11 protein-coding genes are annotated in these 18,853 nt (G+C 52.3%); 3 read left to right on the forward strand and 8 right to left on the reverse strand.

Annotation, left to right across the window (positions count from 1 at the left end):
• Positions 1 to 4: 4 nt before the first annotated feature.
• The 6 genes from IC229_RS22530 to IC229_RS22555 all read right to left on the reverse strand — a co-directional run bounded on the left by IC229_RS22530 (position 5) and on the right by IC229_RS22555 (position 11,387).
• Positions 5 to 1,165, reverse strand: a complete 1,161-nt coding sequence (locus IC229_RS22530) for a zinc-dependent alcohol dehydrogenase (RefSeq protein ID WP_190889282.1) — start codon at positions 1,163 to 1,165, stop codon at positions 5 to 7.
• Between the two features lie 875 nt (positions 1,166 to 2,040).
• Positions 2,041 to 3,135, reverse strand: coding sequence for a sensor histidine kinase (locus IC229_RS22535; protein ID WP_190889283.1), 1,095 nt, complete (start codon positions 3,133 to 3,135; stop codon positions 2,041 to 2,043).
• Between the two features lie 1,193 nt (positions 3,136 to 4,328).
• A complete protein-coding gene (locus IC229_RS22540) occupies positions 4,329 to 4,811 on the reverse strand; it encodes a VOC family protein (protein WP_190889284.1) in 483 nt (160 codons plus the stop codon).
• A 1,053-nt stretch (positions 4,812 to 5,864) separates the two neighbouring features.
• On the reverse strand, positions 5,865 to 7,100 hold the full coding sequence (locus IC229_RS22545; protein ID WP_223834131.1) for an amidohydrolase family protein: 1,236 nt from the start codon (positions 7,098 to 7,100) through the stop codon (positions 5,865 to 5,867).
• A gap of 175 nt (positions 7,101 to 7,275) precedes the next feature.
• Positions 7,276 to 8,040, reverse strand: a complete 765-nt coding sequence (locus IC229_RS22550) for a response regulator transcription factor (RefSeq protein ID WP_190889285.1) — start codon at positions 8,038 to 8,040, stop codon at positions 7,276 to 7,278.
• Complete coding sequence (locus IC229_RS22555) at positions 8,034 to 11,387, reverse strand: ligand-binding sensor domain-containing protein (protein ID WP_190889286.1); 3,354 nt, start codon at positions 11,385 to 11,387, stop codon at positions 8,034 to 8,036. The genes IC229_RS22550 and IC229_RS22555 overlap by 7 nt, the downstream gene beginning before the upstream one ends.
• Before the next feature lie 1,378 nt (positions 11,388 to 12,765).
• On the opposite strand from IC229_RS22555, the gene IC229_RS22560 reads away from it, so the two are divergent.
• The 3 genes from IC229_RS22560 to IC229_RS35415 all read left to right on the forward strand — a co-directional run bounded on the left by IC229_RS22560 (position 12,766) and on the right by IC229_RS35415 (position 17,792).
• Positions 12,766 to 16,893: an ATP-binding protein gene (locus IC229_RS22560; RefSeq protein WP_190889287.1), complete on the forward strand. Its 4,128-nt coding sequence runs from the start codon at positions 12,766 to 12,768 to the stop codon at positions 16,891 to 16,893.
• Positions 16,894 to 16,897: 4 nt separating this feature from the next.
• A complete protein-coding gene (locus tag IC229_RS22565) occupies positions 16,898 to 17,326 on the forward strand; it encodes a response regulator (RefSeq protein WP_190889288.1) in 429 nt (142 codons plus the stop codon).
• Between the two features lie 343 nt (positions 17,327 to 17,669).
• Positions 17,670 to 17,792 carry a PAS domain-containing protein gene (locus IC229_RS35415; RefSeq protein WP_223834132.1) on the forward strand — a complete coding sequence of 41 codons (123 nt, stop codon included), beginning with the start codon at positions 17,670 to 17,672 and terminating at the stop codon, positions 17,790 to 17,792.
• Between the two features lie 177 nt (positions 17,793 to 17,969).
• Here IC229_RS35415 and IC229_RS22570 read toward each other — a convergent pair whose 3' ends face one another.
• A complete protein-coding gene (locus IC229_RS22570) occupies positions 17,970 to 18,545 on the reverse strand; it encodes an antibiotic biosynthesis monooxygenase (protein WP_190889289.1) in 576 nt (191 codons plus the stop codon).
• Between the two features lie 94 nt (positions 18,546 to 18,639).
• The coding region (locus IC229_RS22575) for a hypothetical protein (protein ID WP_190889290.1) at positions 18,640 to 18,853 on the reverse strand (214 nt) is incomplete at its 5' end.

Below are 18,853 nucleotides of genomic sequence, written 5' to 3' on the forward strand. Positions count from 1 at the left end.
GATTTTAAGCCGCATGGGCACGTGGCGGAATGAGTAAGGGTTTGATAATGTGGTCGAGCTTACTGGAAAACATGCGGTAGGCATCGGACACGTCTTCCAGCGGTATCCGGTGGGTAATCATTTCCTTTGGATTGATTCGGCCGCTCATGATGTGATCAATCAGCTTGGGCAGCAGCCGTTTCACCGAGGCCTGATTGGCCCGTATGGTAATCCCTTTGTTCATCAGACTGCCAATGGGTGCCAGGTTCCAGGGAGGACCGTATACGCCAATGATGGAAACAATGCCACCTTTCTTGACCGAGTTGATCGCCCAGTGCAGGGCGGTGGCACTGCCGGCTTGCAGGAGTAGTCCTTTACCGGTAATGTCCTGCAGAAGACTGCCTGAAGCATCGCAGCCCACCGCATCGATACAGACATCCGCGCCAAAGTAATCGGTGGCTTTTTTTACGAACAACACCGGATCTTTCATGTCCCGGTAGTTGTAAGCTTCGGCAAAGGCAAACTTGCGGGCGAACTCCAGCCGGTAGTCTACATGGTCAATCACAATGACCCGGGCCGCCCCGAAAAACCAGGCAAAGCGGGCCGCCATCAGACCCACCGGGCCAGCCCCAAACACCACCACGGTATCGCCTTTCTGGATGCCGCCCTGCTCGGCAGCCTGATAGCCCGTGGGCACCACATCGGTCAGCAGGACGGCGTTTTCCAAATCCATTCCTTCGGGGATTTTGGTGGGACTCACATCGGCGTAGGGTACCCGAACGTATTCGGCCTGACCGCCATCATACCCTCCTCCCGTGTGGGCGTAGCCAAAAAAGCCGCCGACGGCTGTGGCTTGCGGATTGGACTCATTGCAGTTGCCGTAGAGCTCCTGCTTACAATGCGGGCAGCTGCCGCAGGCCACGTTAAACGGCACGAGCACGTGGTCACCCACGTTGAGTTTTTGCACGCCCGAGCCTACCGCTTCCACAACGCCGGTAAACTCATGGCCAAAGGTCATACCCACCCGGGTATCGGGCACACGACCGTGATACAGGTGCAGGTCGGAGCCGCAAATCAGGGATCGGGTGACCCGGACAATGGCATCGTAGGGATGCTTGATCTCCGGCTCGGGCTTGTTCCGGTCTAGCCTGATTTGACGGGGACCGCGAAAATTCATTGCTAACATAGCTTCCTGTCGTTAAAGGTGATTGAACTACTCTTCTGGAGACGTCAAGCTGTCATGCCGCCTTGACGCTAGCTTAAGCGTTTGCCCTAACGGCAAAACGGGTCCAGCCGCGACAAGGACGGGTTTAGATACCTACCTAAGCGGTAGGTTAATTAGGCGCAACATCAACTGGTTCTTCCAAGATAAGACCCACGCTTACCAAGTGAAGCGTTTAGGTTAGCAGCAGGGCGTGTCGTGTGGATCGGGCAAGCCCGTCAACACGATCTGTATCGTTTTTTCCTTTGGACTGAGCAACAACAGACCATTGTAGCCTTGGTTAACAGACAGATAGTGTCTGCTGTAGACAAGCCCATTCACCTTGTCGCCACACTGCAGAAGGACCATTCTGCGGTGTGGTCGTGCGTTGTTATTCTGATAACCACCGCTATCAGCATATTCTGGGCTTTACTCGCAAGTCCTGGTACCGATTTACGTAGCGTGAGATCCACCCACCTTTGTCAAACCGTCGACTCGTCTGGACACTACCTTTGTTTAACAAAAAAGTTAAAATAGAATCGAAAAAATGAGGGTACGGGCGCAGCTAAAAAAATGGACCGTGCCGTTGGGGTCCCTGGAGTAGTCTGTCCACCGGTTATTAAGAACTACAGCGAATTACTGTTAGGCAAACAGCAGCCGTTCCCAGCCTGGTCCCGTCCGTTAATGTAGCTGATGTGGGCCCGGCCTATTAGCAGGGAGCGTGCGTTTACAGGATCAAGTCCCAGTCATTACCCGTTAACTAAGGCTAACTCAAAGCCTGCTTAAGGGCTGGAAGAAACAGGAAGGGCTATCCCTACGTGGTTTGAAGGTTCACCTACCTGGTAGGGCAGCGGTGGCCTTCAAAGCTGCTTCTGAATGGACAGCCGTATCCGAAACAGGGTGCCTACGCCTGGCCTGCTGTCGATCTCCAAACTAGCCCGTAACAGTTCACACAAGCCCTTGACGATGGATAAGCCCACGCCTTCCCCTTGGTGGGCAAGCCCGGAGCGGGAGGAAAGGGCGGTAGCCGCTTGCTTAGCATCGGCGATATCAACGGCCGCGGTGGTTTCGAGGGAGGGGACTCCCAAGTGGGGGCGTGAACCCGCCTGTGTAGCGGTGGGCAGGCCCGGTCCCGAATCCTGCACGCTGACTATCCAGCGAGTCTCATTCTCTCGACTCCAGCAGACCGATACCCAACCGGTAGGCGTATGCTTAAGCGCGTTGAGCACCAGGTTCTGAATAATGCGCTGAAGCTGAAGGGGGTCACACGCGACCGGCAAGCTGGCCGGCCCGTCCGCTTTGAGTAAAAGACCCCGCTCGATGGCCAGCGGCTGGTAGCTCGCTACAAGATTGGTCAACAACTGACCCGCATCCAGGGGCTGAATATGCAGGGCTTCCTGGCCGGCCTCTAGGCGGGCCAGGTCCATCAACTGGGTAACCAGCGAGCGGCAAATAGTCAGGTTTCGCAGCAACATGTCCAATATCTTTTTACACTCCTGTTGGGAGTCCATCACCAGTTCCAGTAAAGAAGCGGCACTCAGAATAACCCCGAAGCTACCCCTGAGGTCATGGGAGGAATGGCGCAGGATCTGTGCGCGTTGCTGGCCGAGTTCCTGAAGTTCCGCCAGAGCTGTTTCCAGTACGTTGACCCGGCTGGCCGCCGCCGTGCGTTGTAAGTCGGTAAACTGGCTCACACAACCGGTGTTGATCTGATTGGCAAACGCAAAGTAGTGCTCATAGGCCTGGGTGATCATTGGGCAATCGGTTGAGGGGTAGAGTTGCCAGAAGGCCCGCAGTTCGGCCAACATGAACTGGTCTAAATAGTGCATCTCAGCCAATAGTTCGGCCAGGACATAGCCCTTATGCCAGCGAAGCAGGCCATGGTCAGCGGCTAAGCGGTCCACCTGGGCTTCTTCATCCTGCTGCTGCAACTGCTGCTGGAGCACATTGAGCATGAATGGGACTTTGTTAGTGAACTCGTCCCGGCTTAAGCCGTTGACGCTTCTCAGGTCCGGATCGGTCTCACAAGCGGTTCGCCAGTTAGTCAGCAGCGCTTGGCGCCGGGCGACCAGAAAGGAAGCGAGTTGGCCTAGTGGAGCTGACTCTGAATAGGCAGGGGACATCATGGTTGAGCAGGCAAGATCTCTACGTCCGGCAGGAGCGGTCCGTCCGGAGGAAATGATCCCAACTGGGCAACCAGGCGAAGGGAACGTATACGTAAAACCGGTATTCGTTCTGTTGGGGTAACATTTGTTTAAGGTTATTGTTTAGAAAATTAGATTTTCTTTTCGTACGGCCCTTGTCCGTTGCAGGCTATGAGCGACCCGCCAGGCGAATCGACGAATCCCCTTTCCCTACTTCGGGTATGACCACGTTCATTTAGAAGCCTTTATTCGCTCTAGCTTGACCAAACCGTACGAGTTACTCGTCCGCCCACGGATAAATTTAGGTTACGGTTAGAGCGGAGAGCCGATAGTTGCGGGAAGCTATTTCGTCCTGAGTAACAACCAGCATTAACCCGTATACGGCTTGTGCCCACCCTGGTTCTCTGGTGTGTACCCTCACCGCGGAGAGTGGCACCAATTGCCATTGCAGTTTTTAGGTAATTTCGTCTTATCCTCAAGCTATTAAAGGCGTTTATCGAGTGAACTAAAAGCCTAGAAAACAATGCCGAATGGAAAGTCAATCGTTACCGATAGGGGGTACATCGACAAAAAGGCACGGCGCAGGCCTCGCAGTGGCGCCCCACTTCTGAAAAATCACAGACCGTCCTGGATCGGCACCGCCAGGGCAAACCCAATCGATTGTGCATGGCCACAGGAGGGGTCACGGCTTCGCTATACGGCTCTTTTTCTGATAACATACCCTAGCGACCGGTACGCCGGAGCGGGACCGCAGCTCATGGTATAAACAGATTCGTATCCCATTGAGAGATAGTTGAAATAGGATGTTTGGAACCGTATCCCATTGGTTACTCCCACTGTGTTAGCTACCCCATCCATGCAACGCATCTGAACAGCAGCACACTCGCTAGCAGACCAAATCGAAAGAGCTGGTTTTTCGTCTGAACATAAAGAGCGAGAACATGAATAAGCGGGGGCCGTCTTTGGCCAAGAGCGTCGGCGTTCGAATCAAGTTTTTAAGCTTATTAAAGCGGACCAATTAACTCGATGAACGTACCGTCGGGATCCTGCACAAAAACAAAGTGCGCTTTGGCATTCAGGGGTGTAGGGGTGCTACCCAGAAACGACACTTTCAGTTGCCTAAGCCGGTCGATGATGGGTTGCAGCGCTTTCACCTGAATGGTGATATACTGCATGCCCGTGTCGTCCTGAATATGTTTGGGCTTCGGATGTGCCGGTTTACTTCCCAAACTCATCAACTTCCAGTCGGTAGCTTCAGGACTGTTTTCGAGCTTCAGTATGGTTACGTTCGTGGCTGCACCATTGGTCAGACCGGAACGTTTGCCGAACTCTTCATTGATGGTAAAGCTGCCGGTTTTGACCATACCGATGCCATTTACGTAAAAGTCCAGCGAGCGTTCGAGGTCGGCAACTACCACCCCTACGCCAATTGTTTTGCTGGCAAAATTGGACTGTCCCAGCGCGCTTAGTGCACCCCCAAGTATCATTAGTGTTATTTTGACACATTTGTAGAAAGACACCCTGGTTTTGTTCTTCTTGAAAAGAATCATTGGTTACTTCGTTATAGGTCTGATTTGATGTAAGCCAGGAGTGACCGTCCCGTTGCTAGCTATGAATTTTAGAGTAATCGCTTCATTGTCATCTGCTTTCAATCGGATCGTTTTTCCCTCGACAAAAAGAATCCCGGCTGGTTTTTCGTTGCTCAGCAAGCTCACGGTCTCCGGCTTTATCGTATCCAAAGTCCGACTATCAATATTCCTACCCGACTGGACTTGTTACCTTTTACTGGACACTACCTTACGATCGTTACTGTAGATTTCAGTAAAAGGCAGTAAATGTAATCTAGGTAATGTACCATATGAGTAGTAAAAGTTTCAACAATTAACTCAGCTATATTTATATCTTTAGTGCAAATAACGGATCAGCCATTTTCGTTCACGAAAACGCTTGGCCAACTGGCCGCAATTTGTTGAGCAAAGGAAAGTTCTTACTATTGTTTTTAGCACTTAAAAGCGTTCACGAAACCATTTCCTTTTCTGAATGATTACTATAAAAAGTACAAACGGTATTATGCAGACAGTTGTCAGTTTTATAGTCGCTGTAGCAATAAAGTGCAATTTTTAGAAAATAACGGAATAGGCGACACCTAATACTATAGCGCCTATGTTCACTGGCAAACGAACGTGTATAGTCGGGCAAGATGAGCAAAGCAAACGCCCCATAAGAGTCTTCCGTAAAATGGCTAATCGACTCGGGTGACGGAGCCAATACGTATAGTAGCGCCATCAATCCTGACCGATGGATGGCTACTCTAAATCCAAGAAACCAAACGTAGAGGGTCCTATCGTTGCTCGTAGGCTGGAAAGCGGCATTCACCTTACAGCCAACCCCTAACACTGCTGAACGCAATCAATCTGTTTGGGTCGGAAGGGGAAGGCGGACCATTATGATTAGGAGTACTAGTCACCGTGGTCCCCTTTACTACGGGAAATCCAAGCCTGGGCTTTGCTCCATCCAGACTGACTTCCCCGTAGATTGGCTCACCCGGTAATATGGAAGATACGCTCAGCGTTGCCATACGCCACTTTTTCCCGCTCCTGGTCGGAGAGTGGTGCTGAATCGATAAAGGAAACGGCGGGGGCGGTGGGTTGGAAGGGGTAATCAATCGCCCACATCAGCGAGTCAATCCCCAGCTTATCGATGCAGAAACGAAGGGCAAGGGGGTCTTCCACCCCACTCGTGGTGATGGCGAAATTGCGTTGAAGGTATTCACTGGGTTTGAGTTGGTTCCCTCTACCGGCGCGAGCGCCCGGCGCGGCCATGAAGTCTAATCGCCACAGCCAAAAAGGAAGCGCCTCGCCCATGTGTCCCAGGATAATTTTCAGGCGGGGAAAGCGATCCAGTACACCACTGAGCATTAACCGCAGCGCATGCGTACCGGCTTCAATGCCGTAGCCCCAGATAGCCCCTTCCAGCCGGTAGTCCTGGAAGGGAGCCGCCATGCCATCCGACGGAGCGCGGGGGTGAATGTAGAGGGGCGCTCCCAGGGCTTCAGCCGCTTCCAGGATGGGCCAGAACCGCTCTTGATCCAGGTAGCCGTTTCCCGTGTGCGAATTGACCAGAAACCCATTTAGCTCAAGCGTACGGATCGATCGCTCCATTTCCTTGGCGGCCTCCGACGGGTTTTGGGGGGCAAAGCAGGCCAGACCGGCAAATCGCTTCGGATGACGACGGATGGCCTCGGCCAACCGGTCATTGGCCAGGCGGGCCAGGGCTTTGGCCTGATCCGCTTCGAACATCTGAACGCCCGGTAACCCCAGGGAGAGCAGGTGCATAGTCACGCCATGGGCGTCCATGTCGGCCAGACGGCCCGCATCCAGGTCCAGCAGTTTGGGCAGTAACAGCCGGGCGCTGGCATCCCGGTTGGATACCGGCGGAGGGGCCTGTGAGGGCTCGCGGGACGCCACAACCGCCGGGGCGTCATAAACGGTAGTCAGGAGTTTGAGATCCAGATTCGATCCACCCCGTCGGGCCAGCTCGCGGATGGCAGTGGCCACCTCGGGAATCATAAAGGCTTCCTCGGTGGCAATTTTTCGCACCCGCTTCTGGCTGGCGGGTAGCGTACCCGGGCTGGCCTGAACTGGAACGGTCCCGGCTTGAGGCGGCCACCCCGCAGCGGTGGCCAGGGCAGACAGGTGGGCTAAGGCGGTTCGGCGATTCACCGGCGCATTCTGCGCATAAAACGGGGTAGATTCAGGACGTTTAGAATCAGACATACGAGTAGTTGGGCTTGTGTTGGTTCAATGCCCAAACCTACGATCGGTCACCGAGTCAGCGGGAGAACAAATCGGCCGCGATTCAGCAATTACAGACCAGGGTCGGAATTTGTAGAAAAAGGGGAGAATTTTGCTATACGATGCCGGTCTGGCGGCAGGTGGCTTTAGACGTGGATTACTTCGCTATCCCGGAAGCCGCCTGACGGCGGGCATACTCGGTGGGGGTACACTCGAACTGATCCCGAAAGCATTTGGTGAAATAGTTGGGGTTACTAAAGCCCACCAGGAAGGCAATTTCACTCACGTTGCCGTGTTGCTGATCCAGCAGACTGGCGGCCCGCTTCAGGCGGAAACTCCGAACCAATTCGTTGGCCGACTGCCCCAGTAGGGCGATTAATTTACGGTGCAGGTGGGTGGGGCTCATCCCAATCTCCTGGCTGAATGTCGTTACCGTAAAGGCCGCGTTGGACAGGTTGGCCTCCAGCAGGGCAATGACTTTTTGCAGAAATTTTTCGTCGATGGACGTAACGGCTACCCCGGTTGGTTGCGCGACCAGTTGTCGGCTAAACCGCTCGCGTAGTTGTTGCCGGTTCTCCAGCAGGTTCCTGGCCCGAACCAGCAATTCCTCCCGGTGAAACGGTTTGGTCATATACTCATCCGCTCCGGTCTCCAATCCGGCCAGTTTACTGTCCAGGTCCACCTTCGCCGTTAGCAAAACAATCGGAATGTGGCTCGTACGCTCATCCGTTTTGAGGCGACGGCAGAGGTCTACCCCATTCATTCCCGGCATCATGACATCACTGATGATCAGGTCAGGTAGATGCTCCACGGCTTGACGAAGACCCGCTGTCCCGCTGCCGGCTTCCAGAGTTTGGTAGTTTTGGGCGAAACAATCCACCAGGAAGCTCCGCAGATCGGCATTATCGTCGATGATCAGCACCTGGAGTTTCGTTCCGGTTTGCTTGGGCGCTTTAGCGGGTAGTAGGGTAGGGGGTGTTGCCTGTTGCCCCCTGGTTTGTCCGCTTCGGGGGGCTGGGTGGCCGGGGAAAAGGGCAGTTGCAGGGTAAACGTAGTACCCTTTTCTTCCCGGCTTTCAACGGTTATGACTCCCCCGTGAAGTTCCACCAGTTCCTTCACCAGGGCTAACCCGATACCAGTTCCCTCATGCGTTCGGGTCTGGGTGCTATCCACCTGGAAGAAACGGTCAAATATATGGGGCAACTGGTGAGCCGGAACCCCAATACCGGTATCCTGGACCACCACCCGCAAAAACAGGTTACCGGGTTGCCCCTCTTCCACATAAGCCGAAAACTGGACCTGGCCCCCAGCGGGTGTAAACTTGGCCGCGTTGGTCAGCAGATTCGATAGGATACGGGTCAGTTTGTCTGGGTCTGCCGCCACCCAAACCGGCTGCATCGGCACTGTGTAGCGGTAGGTCAGCTGGCGACTCTCAAATAAAGCCACAAAGGAGCCAGTTAGCTCCTTCAGGTAACGGCTTAAGTCGGTCGGTTTCGGAGTGAGGGCTAATTTACCTGCCTCCAGTTTAGACAGATCCAGCAACTGATTAATCATGTCTAATAGTTGACTTGCCTGGCGGTCAATGAGCTGGTAATCGGCGTGCTGGCGGGTTGCCTGCCCGGCTTGCAATTTCTCCACCGTTCCCCGAATTAACGACAACGGCGTACGAAATTCGTGCGACAGATTGGCAAAGAAACCCGATTTGAGCGCATCAATTTCCTGCCACTTCTCCGAGGTCAGTCGCTCGAACCTTAACTCATTTCGAAGTCGCTCCCGGTTGATCAGGTGCTGACGGGCCAGCAGTATTACTACTACTACTATCACGGCATACAGCCCACACGCCCACCCGGTTTGCCACCAGGGCGGATGAATAATGACCTTCAGGGATGTGCCTGCCTGGTTCCAGACCCCGTCGTTGTTGGAGGCCTTGACCCGGAAGGTATACTCGCCCGGCCGCAGATCCGTATAGCGGGCAAAGCGCCGGTTGCCCGCGTCAATCCAGTCCTTGTCGAGTCCCACTAACTGGAAGGCGTACTGATTCTTTTCAGAAGCCTCGTAGTTGAGCGCGACAAACTCGAAGGAAAGAAAGTTCTCCTGATGGGGCAGCTCCAGTGATTCCGCCGGGAGGGGCCGACTTTTTTCCAGTACGGTCAAGCCGGTCAGATGCACCGCCGGTAAGACCGCGTTTTGCCGGATCTGGCGGGCCTCAAAACCGACCGCTCCGTTCACTGTACCGAACAGCAACCGCCCCTGCCGACTGTGCACGCTACCCAGGTTACATTCGTTGTCGGGCAGCCCGTCCCGGACATCGAAATTGCGAAATTTACCCGTAGGGGGGTTGAACCGGCTGATGCCGTAGCCTGTACCGAGCCAGAGGTCCCCCCCCGTATCCGGGGCAATGCTGACCACCTGGTTGGATGGTAAGCCGTCGCGGGTGGTGAAATACGAAAACCGCTTTGTGCGGGGATCAAAGCGATTCAGCCCACCGTGGTGGGTGCCCACCCAGAGGATACCCTGTGGGTCTTCGTGGAGGGCTCGTACCCAGTTATCGGTCAGTTGGCCTGATGAATGAACCCGGTCGGCCTGGTAGTAGCTGAACGTCCCCGTCGCCGGATCCAGTCGGTTGAGTCCCTGCGCTGTGGCGACCCAGATAGCACCCGATCGACTTACCAGCAGGTCCAGTACCAGAAAATGGTTTAGGGTCCGATTGGGCGGCAGGGCCGCTTCACTCCTGGGTTGCAGGACGTCCCGCGTATAGTACTGGCACTGCCCCGTCATGGGGTCCAAGCGGGCAATAGCTCCTTTCACGCCCACCGACCCGCCGATCCAAAGATTACCGTCCCGGTCCTCATCAATGCACATGGTGGGGATCTGCGTGGGGTAACGGGTAAACGTCCCACTGGCCCGATCCAGCCGGTGCAGGGCCTCTTTGGTGCTGACCCATAGCTGACCGGTATGGTCTTCAAAAAGGGTCGAAACCCCTTCACTCGTCAGCCGTTGCGGATCGGCCGGATTAGCCCGAATGTGGTCAAGCTGGCCGGTCTTGGGTTGCCAGCGGAACAGTCCTTTCTGTAGACTACCCAGCCAAATCGTTCCGGTATGATCTTCCAGTACCGCCTGGAAGTTATAGTCGGGCCGTCGAACCGGCCCGGAAAGCAGGTGCCTCGGATAGGTACGGAAGGGTTTAGGATGTGCCAGGAGCTGATCCAGGCCGTTGTCGGTGCCGACCCAGACGGAGCCGGTCCGGTCCCGCAGGACGGCTCTTACATCGTTGCTACTTAAACTCCCTGGCTGCGCTGGATTGGATTGATACGTTATGACCTCATCCGTTTTGGGATTGATCCGTTGCAGTCCGTGGGGCGAGGAAACCCACAGGAATCCGGCACTATCCTCGAAAAGGCCGCTTTCGTAGATGGCCTGGCATACTAGTCCATTCGGATTATAAGCGACTGGCGTTAGCGAATCACCGGTTAGGTTGCCGCGAAACAACCCGTTGCCCTCCGTACCGATCCATAACTGGCCGGTCCTGTCAAGCCGAAAGGCGTACGGACTCACCGGCTTAGCCGCTTGATAGGGCAAGGCAAACTGCCGCCCACTGGGGGCCCGGCGCCATACACTGGGGTTGTGAGTTAGTTTTGGTAACTGGATTCGAATGGGCGTAAACCGGCCCGTTTGCGGATCGAAGCGAAAAAGCTGCCCCCGGGATTTGACTTCAATCAGAAGGTGTCCCCGGGCGTCCTGACCGATGGCGTGAATGATCCGCTCCATGGGGTAGCGGGTAAAGGTTTTTGTCGTTGGATCAAAGCGCAGTAGTCCCAGGGGGGTACCCAGCCATAACACGCCCTGACGGTCCTCGAACAGATTAAAGTGCACGTTCCAGTAGTAGGACAGCCCCGGGTGGTGGGTAAAGGCCGTCACCTTACCGGTCCGCTTATCGACCTGGTGCAGGCCGCCCCCCATCGTCGTTACCCATAGGCGGCCCGTCCGATCCTCGTGGACATCGGTCACAATGGTATGCTGCAAGGTATGGCTACCCGACTTGGGCTCAAAGTGAAAAGCCGTATATTGGTAGCCGTCGAATTTATTCAGGCCGTCGGCCGTACCCATCCACAGAAACCCCTGCCGGTCCTGACAAATGGCGGTAATAAAGTTGTTGGAAAGCCCCGGCCGGGTCGATACGTGTTCAAAGCGGGTTGGATAAGGCTGGGCCACATTCCTGCCAGCGGTGAGCAGCCAGAGAAGTAGCCAAAGGCCTTTCAGCTTTTTCATAGGTAGCACTTGGCAGGCTGCTTCGAATAAGGTGGTTAATGACTTTTGTACCTGACTGGATTCTACTCAAAAGTACGATATGTTTTAAATACGTCGGCTACCGATTTACTGTACACCCAAATTTGTAGCCTGCGCAGGGGCCATCTGCGGATTTCAATAACTTAATCAATGCTTTTCTTTAACAGTAAGCGAAGGGTTGTTGTCGAGCGTTATTGCCTTCGAGCACAAAAATAGTTGGCCTGTCGCACTCACAAACCCTAATGCCGTAGTATGATTTTTTAGCCGTTGTTAAACTGGATTAAACCCCTAACACTGGGGCTTTACTGGGTCTGTACGTGATAGAGCATGGCCTATTTTAGGTGCTCTATGGTACACGCGACTAAAAGTGTGACTATCCGCTCGAAATTGTCCTTGGGTTGCCGATCCTGGCCGTATGTCTGAGGGGCATTGAGTAATTCGACGCCTGATGTAGTCTACTACTCACCCCATCTGGATCATTGAATCGATCCTAGTGGGGCTTGTCCTATACGGTTTACATCAGTCGTATAAGCGAGTATCACCGCCATGTGTGTCCGGGTGCTAGGTAAAAACGTTGGCAGCTATTGGGCTAATGCTATGGTTGACATGAAATATACGTCGAACGACACCTGGGGGATAGACTTACTGAATAAATAAGTCTATCTTTAGATAATAATACTTTGGGGAGTTATAAAATTGCAATATATACCGCTCTCTTTATTGTTAAAGTACAAATACCCCACAATATTTATTCGTCCACGAAAAGGCTTCTATAACCAAACTGCTTTTTGCCAATAGGATACTATAAATTTATGAAATAATCAGTGGAAAATCGGCTTTACAAAGATTAGCTGTACTGGACGTAAACATTGAAAAATACAATATTTAATAAAATCAACTTTGCTTCTCTTTAAAAGGCATCGTATTGATAAAATACTATTATCGAAATAATAATTTAGGCAATTTAAAGGCGGGTATCCCTTAGTCTCATTGATTCATAAAGTTTATGACTGGCCTCCCCGTCAGACACGCCACGTATTGTTTACCGGATGAACAGGTAGGAGCTGACCACAGGCCCGTTTTTCTTTTCATCATGCTTCGACGAGGTCATTGGATACCGAATCAGCGGAGCTATCTGCTGGTTTCTTGTCGCGAATAGCTCACTCAGCTTTGCCTTTTGTGTTAGTAACGACTATAAAACTAACCCGTCAATGGCCTAACGCTTCTCCTCGATAAGAAATAAAACTTCTCCCGTATCTTGTCCCTTTAATTGACCATAAGCGGCCCACAACCACACTTGATTTAGGCACACGTTGATTGACATCCAATAGGTTGACTATCTATATAAGAATAAGACTATATGCTGACTGCTTCGAGCTTATCGCCAACGAGCAATCAAGGCTTTTTATCCGGGGGAGGAGAACTGGGCCAATTGATTCGTTCCTTTGACTGGTCCCAAACGCCCTTAGGGGCAGTCGACAGCTGGCCGCAAAGCCTTCGCTCGGCCTTAAGTATCTGCCTTAATTCTAACTTCCCCATTGCTATTTACTGGGGGAAAGAGCTGCATTTGCTGTATAACGATGCCTGGAGTCCCATTCCGGGTAATAAACACCCATGGGCCCTGGGGCGAACCGCTCGCCAGGTATGGCCCGAAATCTGGGAGCAGATTGAGCCGCAATTTGCCTTGGCTTTCAGCGGGCAGCCCGGTGGATCTAAAGATGCCTTACTGCCCATGCAGCGGCACGGCTACACCGAAGAATGTTACTTCGATTTTACCTTCACCCCTATTTATGGGGAAGCGGGTACTGTCGAAGGCGTTTTTAATGCGGTGATCGAAACGACTTACCGAGTCATTAGTGAACGGCGTACGACGTTCCTCAAACAGTTGGCTATTCAATTGGCCAGGGCCACTACCTCGACCGACGTTTATCAGCAAGCGATCCATGATCTCAAAACCATCAATAAAGATATAGCGTTTGCTTGTCTGTATACCCAGAAAGGCTCGGAAGCACCCCTACTTTTTGCTTCGACTGACGACTCATTAGCGATGAGCAATTCGCTACTTAAATCACTGCCTTTTGAGGAGGTTAGCCAAGCTGGGCATTCGGTTCTCATCCCCGACTTAACCGAATACCTTTCGGGTATACCCAGGGGCTTTTGGGCCGAATTACCCATGACGGGTATCCTGGTTCCCCTCAAAAGCAGTATGGGTAGCGTGGAGGGATTTCTCTTCTGTGGGTTGAGCCCGCGCCTGAGCTTCGATGAAGACTATGCATTATTCATTGAGAGTGTCGCCAGTGCCATGGCTACGGTCGTCTCGAACATTGCCTCCCTGGAAGCCGAACGAAAACGAGCCGAAGCCTTAGCGGAGATCGACCGGACCAAAACAACCTTTTTCGCCAATATCAGCCACGAATTCAGAACGCCGCTGACTCTGCTGCTGGGGCCGATTGAAGACATGCTGACGGCTCCCCAGCTCGACCCAGCTTATAAAAGCGGCCTGGAAGTCATGCATCGCAATGCGCTGCGCATGCAGAAGCTGGTCAATACGTTGCTCGATTTTTCTAAAATCGAAGCGGGCCGGGCTAAAGCCTCCTTTCAAGCGGTGGCTATTGGCGCCTTGACGGCCGAACTAGCCAGTAGCTTTCGTTCGGCCATTGAGAAAGCGGGCATGCAACTGCTGATCCATAGTGAGCCGATTCTAGGGGAGGTGTATCTGGATGTGGATATGTGGGAGAAAATCGTGCTGAACCTAGTCTCGAATGCCTTTAAGTACACCCAGCAGGGCCATATTACCCTGACGATACGAGCCGTGACTCAGTCGGTTGAAGTAGTGGTTGCCGATACAGGGGTTGGGATTGCACAGGATCAGTTGGATAACGTATTCAACCGCTTCTACCGGATCGAAAACGGCCCTAGTCGAAGTCAGGAAGGAACCGGTATTGGGTTGGCGATGGTCAAAGAACTCGTCAAACTCCACGGGGGAAGCATTCACGTGAGCAGTCAACCCGGTAAGGGATCGGTATTCACCATTACCCTGCCCATGGGGAAAGCCCATTTGCCCCTCGATCAACTGGCCCCGCCAACCGCCCGCTCCTCATCAACCCAATCGGCGGCTTATGTGCAGGAAGCCCTGCGATGGAACGGGTCACAAACGCTCCAGGAGCCAATAGGGATTGAAAGGGTGGGTACCGATCAATCGCATCAGTATCCAGTAGCCAAGCCAACCGTGTTGCTGGCCGATGATAATGCGGACATGCGAGACTATATCGAGCGGTTGCTAGGGGAACAGTTTGTGGTCCTAACCGCAATGGATGGCCAGGATGCGCTGACCAAGCTGCTACAGCATAAGCCGGACCTATTGATTACCGACGTTATGATGCCGAACCTGGATGGGTTCGGCTTATTAAACCAGGTTCGAGCGCATCCTGAACTCAAATCAACGCCCGTCATCTTCTTATCGGCCCGGGCGGGCGATGAAGCGAAAGTCGAAGGACTCAATGCCGGGGCGGATGATTACCTGGTCAAGCCGTTTTCGGCCAAGGAACTCATCGTACGGGTGGCCAACCACATCCGCATCAATCAAATCCGACGGGCCACCGAGCAGCAATTTTACCAGTTGTTTTTGCAAGCCCCCACGCTTATCAATGTCTTTAAAGGACCCGACCATCGGTATGAAATTTTCCATCCGTTGAATAAGGCCATTTTCGGCGAGGTTGATTTTACGGGCATGACCATTCGGGAGGCTCTGCCTGAACTGGAAGGCCAGGGCATCGTTGAACTACTGGATGAGGTGTACCAAACGGGAAAACGGGTCGAACAACAGGAACGAGCGATTGAATTTCTGAATAAAGACGGCAAAAAGGAGCTACGGATATTGACTTTTAGCTATCAACCCTGGTATGATCTGAAGGGCCATATTCAGGGGGTTCTCAATGTCGCCATCGACGTAACCCGGCAGGTGACCGCCCAGCAGACAATCGAAAAGAGTGCGCAAAACCTGCGGGCCATTTTTGCCCAGTCCCCCGTGGCCATGACTCTGTTTCGGGGTAGCACCCAGGTAGTCGACATCGTCAATGAGCGCATGCTCACCTTTTGGGGAAAGACCAAAGAAGACGTACTGGGTAAATCCGTTTTTGCCGGCTTACCCGAACTAAAAGGGCAGGGGTTTGAGGCTATTTTAGACCATGTGTATACGACGGGGGAACCGTATTCGGCGATTGAGCATCCAGTGATTTTGGTTCGGAATGGCCAGCCCGAAACCGTCTACGTAAACTTTGCCTACGAAGCGTTGCGGGAACCCGAGGGCACCATATCCGGCGTGATGGCCGTGGCCCTGGAGGTAACCGAGCAGGTGCTGGCTCGTAAAACGGTGGAAGAAGCCGAAACAAAAGCCCGGTTAGCCATTGAATCGGCCGAGCTAGGCACCTATGAGCTGAACCTTCGAACGAATGAATTAACGGGCACTGATCGTTTTTATCAGATTTGGGGGGCTAGCCGGTCAGCCTCCCGCCAGCAACTAGCGACTCAGATACATCCGGCTGACCAATCGATTCGCCAGCAGGCGCATCAGGCGTTAGCCCGTACGGGTAAGCTGCACTACGAGATCCGGGTTCAGGGCGAAGATGGGCAGCAGCGGTGGGTTCGCCTGACGGGCAAGCAACTCTACGATCCTCCGGGCAATCCGGTTACGTTGCTGGGCGTGGTTCAGGACATTACCGAGCAAAAACAATTCGCTCAGCTTCTGAGCCAGCAAGTCCAGCAACGAACCCTCGAACTGCAACAGTCGAATGAGGACCTGCAACAGTTTGCCCACGTAGCCAGCCACGATCTAAAAGAACCGGTTCGTAAAGTAAAACTGTTCAGTACTCGGCTTGAGGAGGAGTATGGAGACCTACTACCCCAGAAAGCGCAGCTGTTTGTGGAGAAGATTCAGCGGTCAGCCGACCGGATGTTAGCCATGATCCAGGGGGTTTTGAGCTACTCCTCGCTAACAGGACTATCCCAGCAACCCGAACAAATCGATCTGATGCTTCTTTTGGAGCAGATTGAAACGGATTTAGAAGTCCTGATGCTGGATAAACAGGCGCAAATCAACAAGCAGGCAATACCAGACATTGAGGGAACGCCTGTGTTAATCTATCAACTGTTTTACAATTTGATCAATAACGCGCTGAAATTCGCCAAAGCGACGGAGCCACCCATCATCACGATTTCAACGGTCGAAGCCGATGAACAGCTGGTGAAAATCCTGGTCGCTGACAATGGCATCGGCTTTGACCAGCAGCACGCGGGCAGAGTATTTGAGACGTTCACCCGACTGCATGCTAAGGATGCCTATGAAGGGACCGGCCTAGGATTAGCCCTGTGCAAAAAAATTGTGGAACGCCACAGGGGAACGATCACGGTGCAGAGTGTGATCAAGCAGGGAAGCACCTTTATCATTACACTTCCCAGGAAACAAACCTTTTTCAATAAACCGGAATAACGGTATGTCTAAACGCCTACTGCTGATCGACGATGACAGCGACGATCGCGATTTATTTTATGAAGTCCTCCAGGACATTGACACCACGCTGGATTGTCAGCTGGAAGATAGTTGCCAGGAAGCCCTCCAAAAACTAGAAAAGCGGCAAATTGCCCATCCTGATCTTATTTTTTTGGATATCAACATGCCCATCATGAACGGCTGGGAATGCCTGACCCAATTAAAAAAAGAAAGGAACCATGAGTCCATTCCCGTCATCATGTATTCCACTTCTGATCATATAGCAGACCAGGATAAAGCCCATCAATTAGGAGCCTTGGGCCTGGTGACAAAACCGAGTGAGTATAAAAAACTTAAAACATTGCTTAACCGTATTCTGCATCATCTGGAAACCGATACGCTTACCCGGCAGGTGATCAGAAGCATTGTGTAGGCTATAACACGAATGTTTTTTTTGCCCGGTTTAAGGAGCCTTGTTTGCCAATAAGTGAATGATACTTACAATTTTATTGCACCACAACCTTTTGAGCTACTTATTAACAGATTTTGTAATGACATCCATTCATGTCTACAGTGCGCTAAGTCCATAGTTCGATCAAATGGGCCATCGCACCAGCGCACCCGCCGAAATCACCTGGTCTGTGTTTGTGAAATCGGTAGCGGGATTATCCATTGCTAAAATCGATTAACTTTACTGAGTATCGGTTGAGCGAGACGCCAACACGACTTGCTTGCGGGCAGGTCCGAGTTCTTTATTTAACGTTTGCCAATTGCCAATGCCTATCAATGACCATTTGCTGCTTCAACACATACCCCAAACGCTTATTCAACTTGATCCAGACGGGTATATCACCTTTGCCAATCCAGCAGCGGCTAGCTTGCCAACTAATTTTAATTAAAAGCTGGGAGTCATAGGTCAAACCGGAAGGGAGATCGCTTAGGATTACACAACATTAAACAGCAGGCCATAACTTAAAATAATCTAATTTAAAGAAATCTTTTTTAGCTAAAATCCACCTTGTGAAATAGCAGAGAAATACAATTTTGAATATTGTCGATTTCGTTCACGAAAAACCTCATTTTGGATTTGCGAATAGCCATCTGGCAACAAGTCGGACATAACGCGGCATAATAACAAAGGTCATTAGACTCACAATGATCCCACTCGTTAGAAAAGCCTTGACTAAAGGGATAGCCAAAAAAGGAACCGCCCAAAAAATAGGGGAGAGCAGCCAGGGGACAAGGATACTTAGCGGAAAAATAGCAGACAACGTGATAAGAAACTGTTTATAAGCAGGCGCTGATTTTCTAGTTTGGGGTGGAGTAAACCAAAATTCTAGACCCGTTTTTACCTCAATCGTTTCTTCCGAGTTAAGCAATGGACGTACTTTTTCAACCAGTTGCTGGCGAGTATCCGACTCAAGCCAGGCCCGCAGATTCGCTTCGGAATCGAAGTGGATGACAATGGTGTAGGGCTGAGAAGCCTCATGTGGTCGAATGATATTAACGCCACGATGCCCGGCCGCTGCTTGGGCTATTGGAACAATTTCGGTTAACCAGTTTTCATAAGCTTGAATCTGTTCCTTGGTAGGGTGTTGCAAGATGATGGTCGTAACAGCACTGTCGATTTCGATAGGTGTATTGGTTGGCATAATAGGATTTGTGGGGTAGCTTAAACTTTGCGGTTACAACAGGAGTAGGTAGCTGGTAGGTCAGTCAGCCTAGGCTCAAGCACGGATACTCATTTTAAATCAACTGGGTTAGGGGCGGGGTGAGGTTACCGAACTTGCCATAATTGCCCAGGCAAATATGACCTAGTTTTTTGTCCAGTAAAAGATAGTAAGTCCATAAGGTCACGACGTGGTTGAGCTGGACAATGTCGATACTCGCTGGTACTACGTTGCAGGCCCACACGGTGGGATCGTTCCAGTTACCGGCTTTGAGGGAAGTGACCAGTCCC

The sequence above is a fragment of the Spirosoma profusum genome (genome assembly GCF_014699005.1).
Classification (GTDB): domain Bacteria; phylum Bacteroidota; class Bacteroidia; order Cytophagales; family Spirosomataceae; genus Spirosoma; species Spirosoma profusum.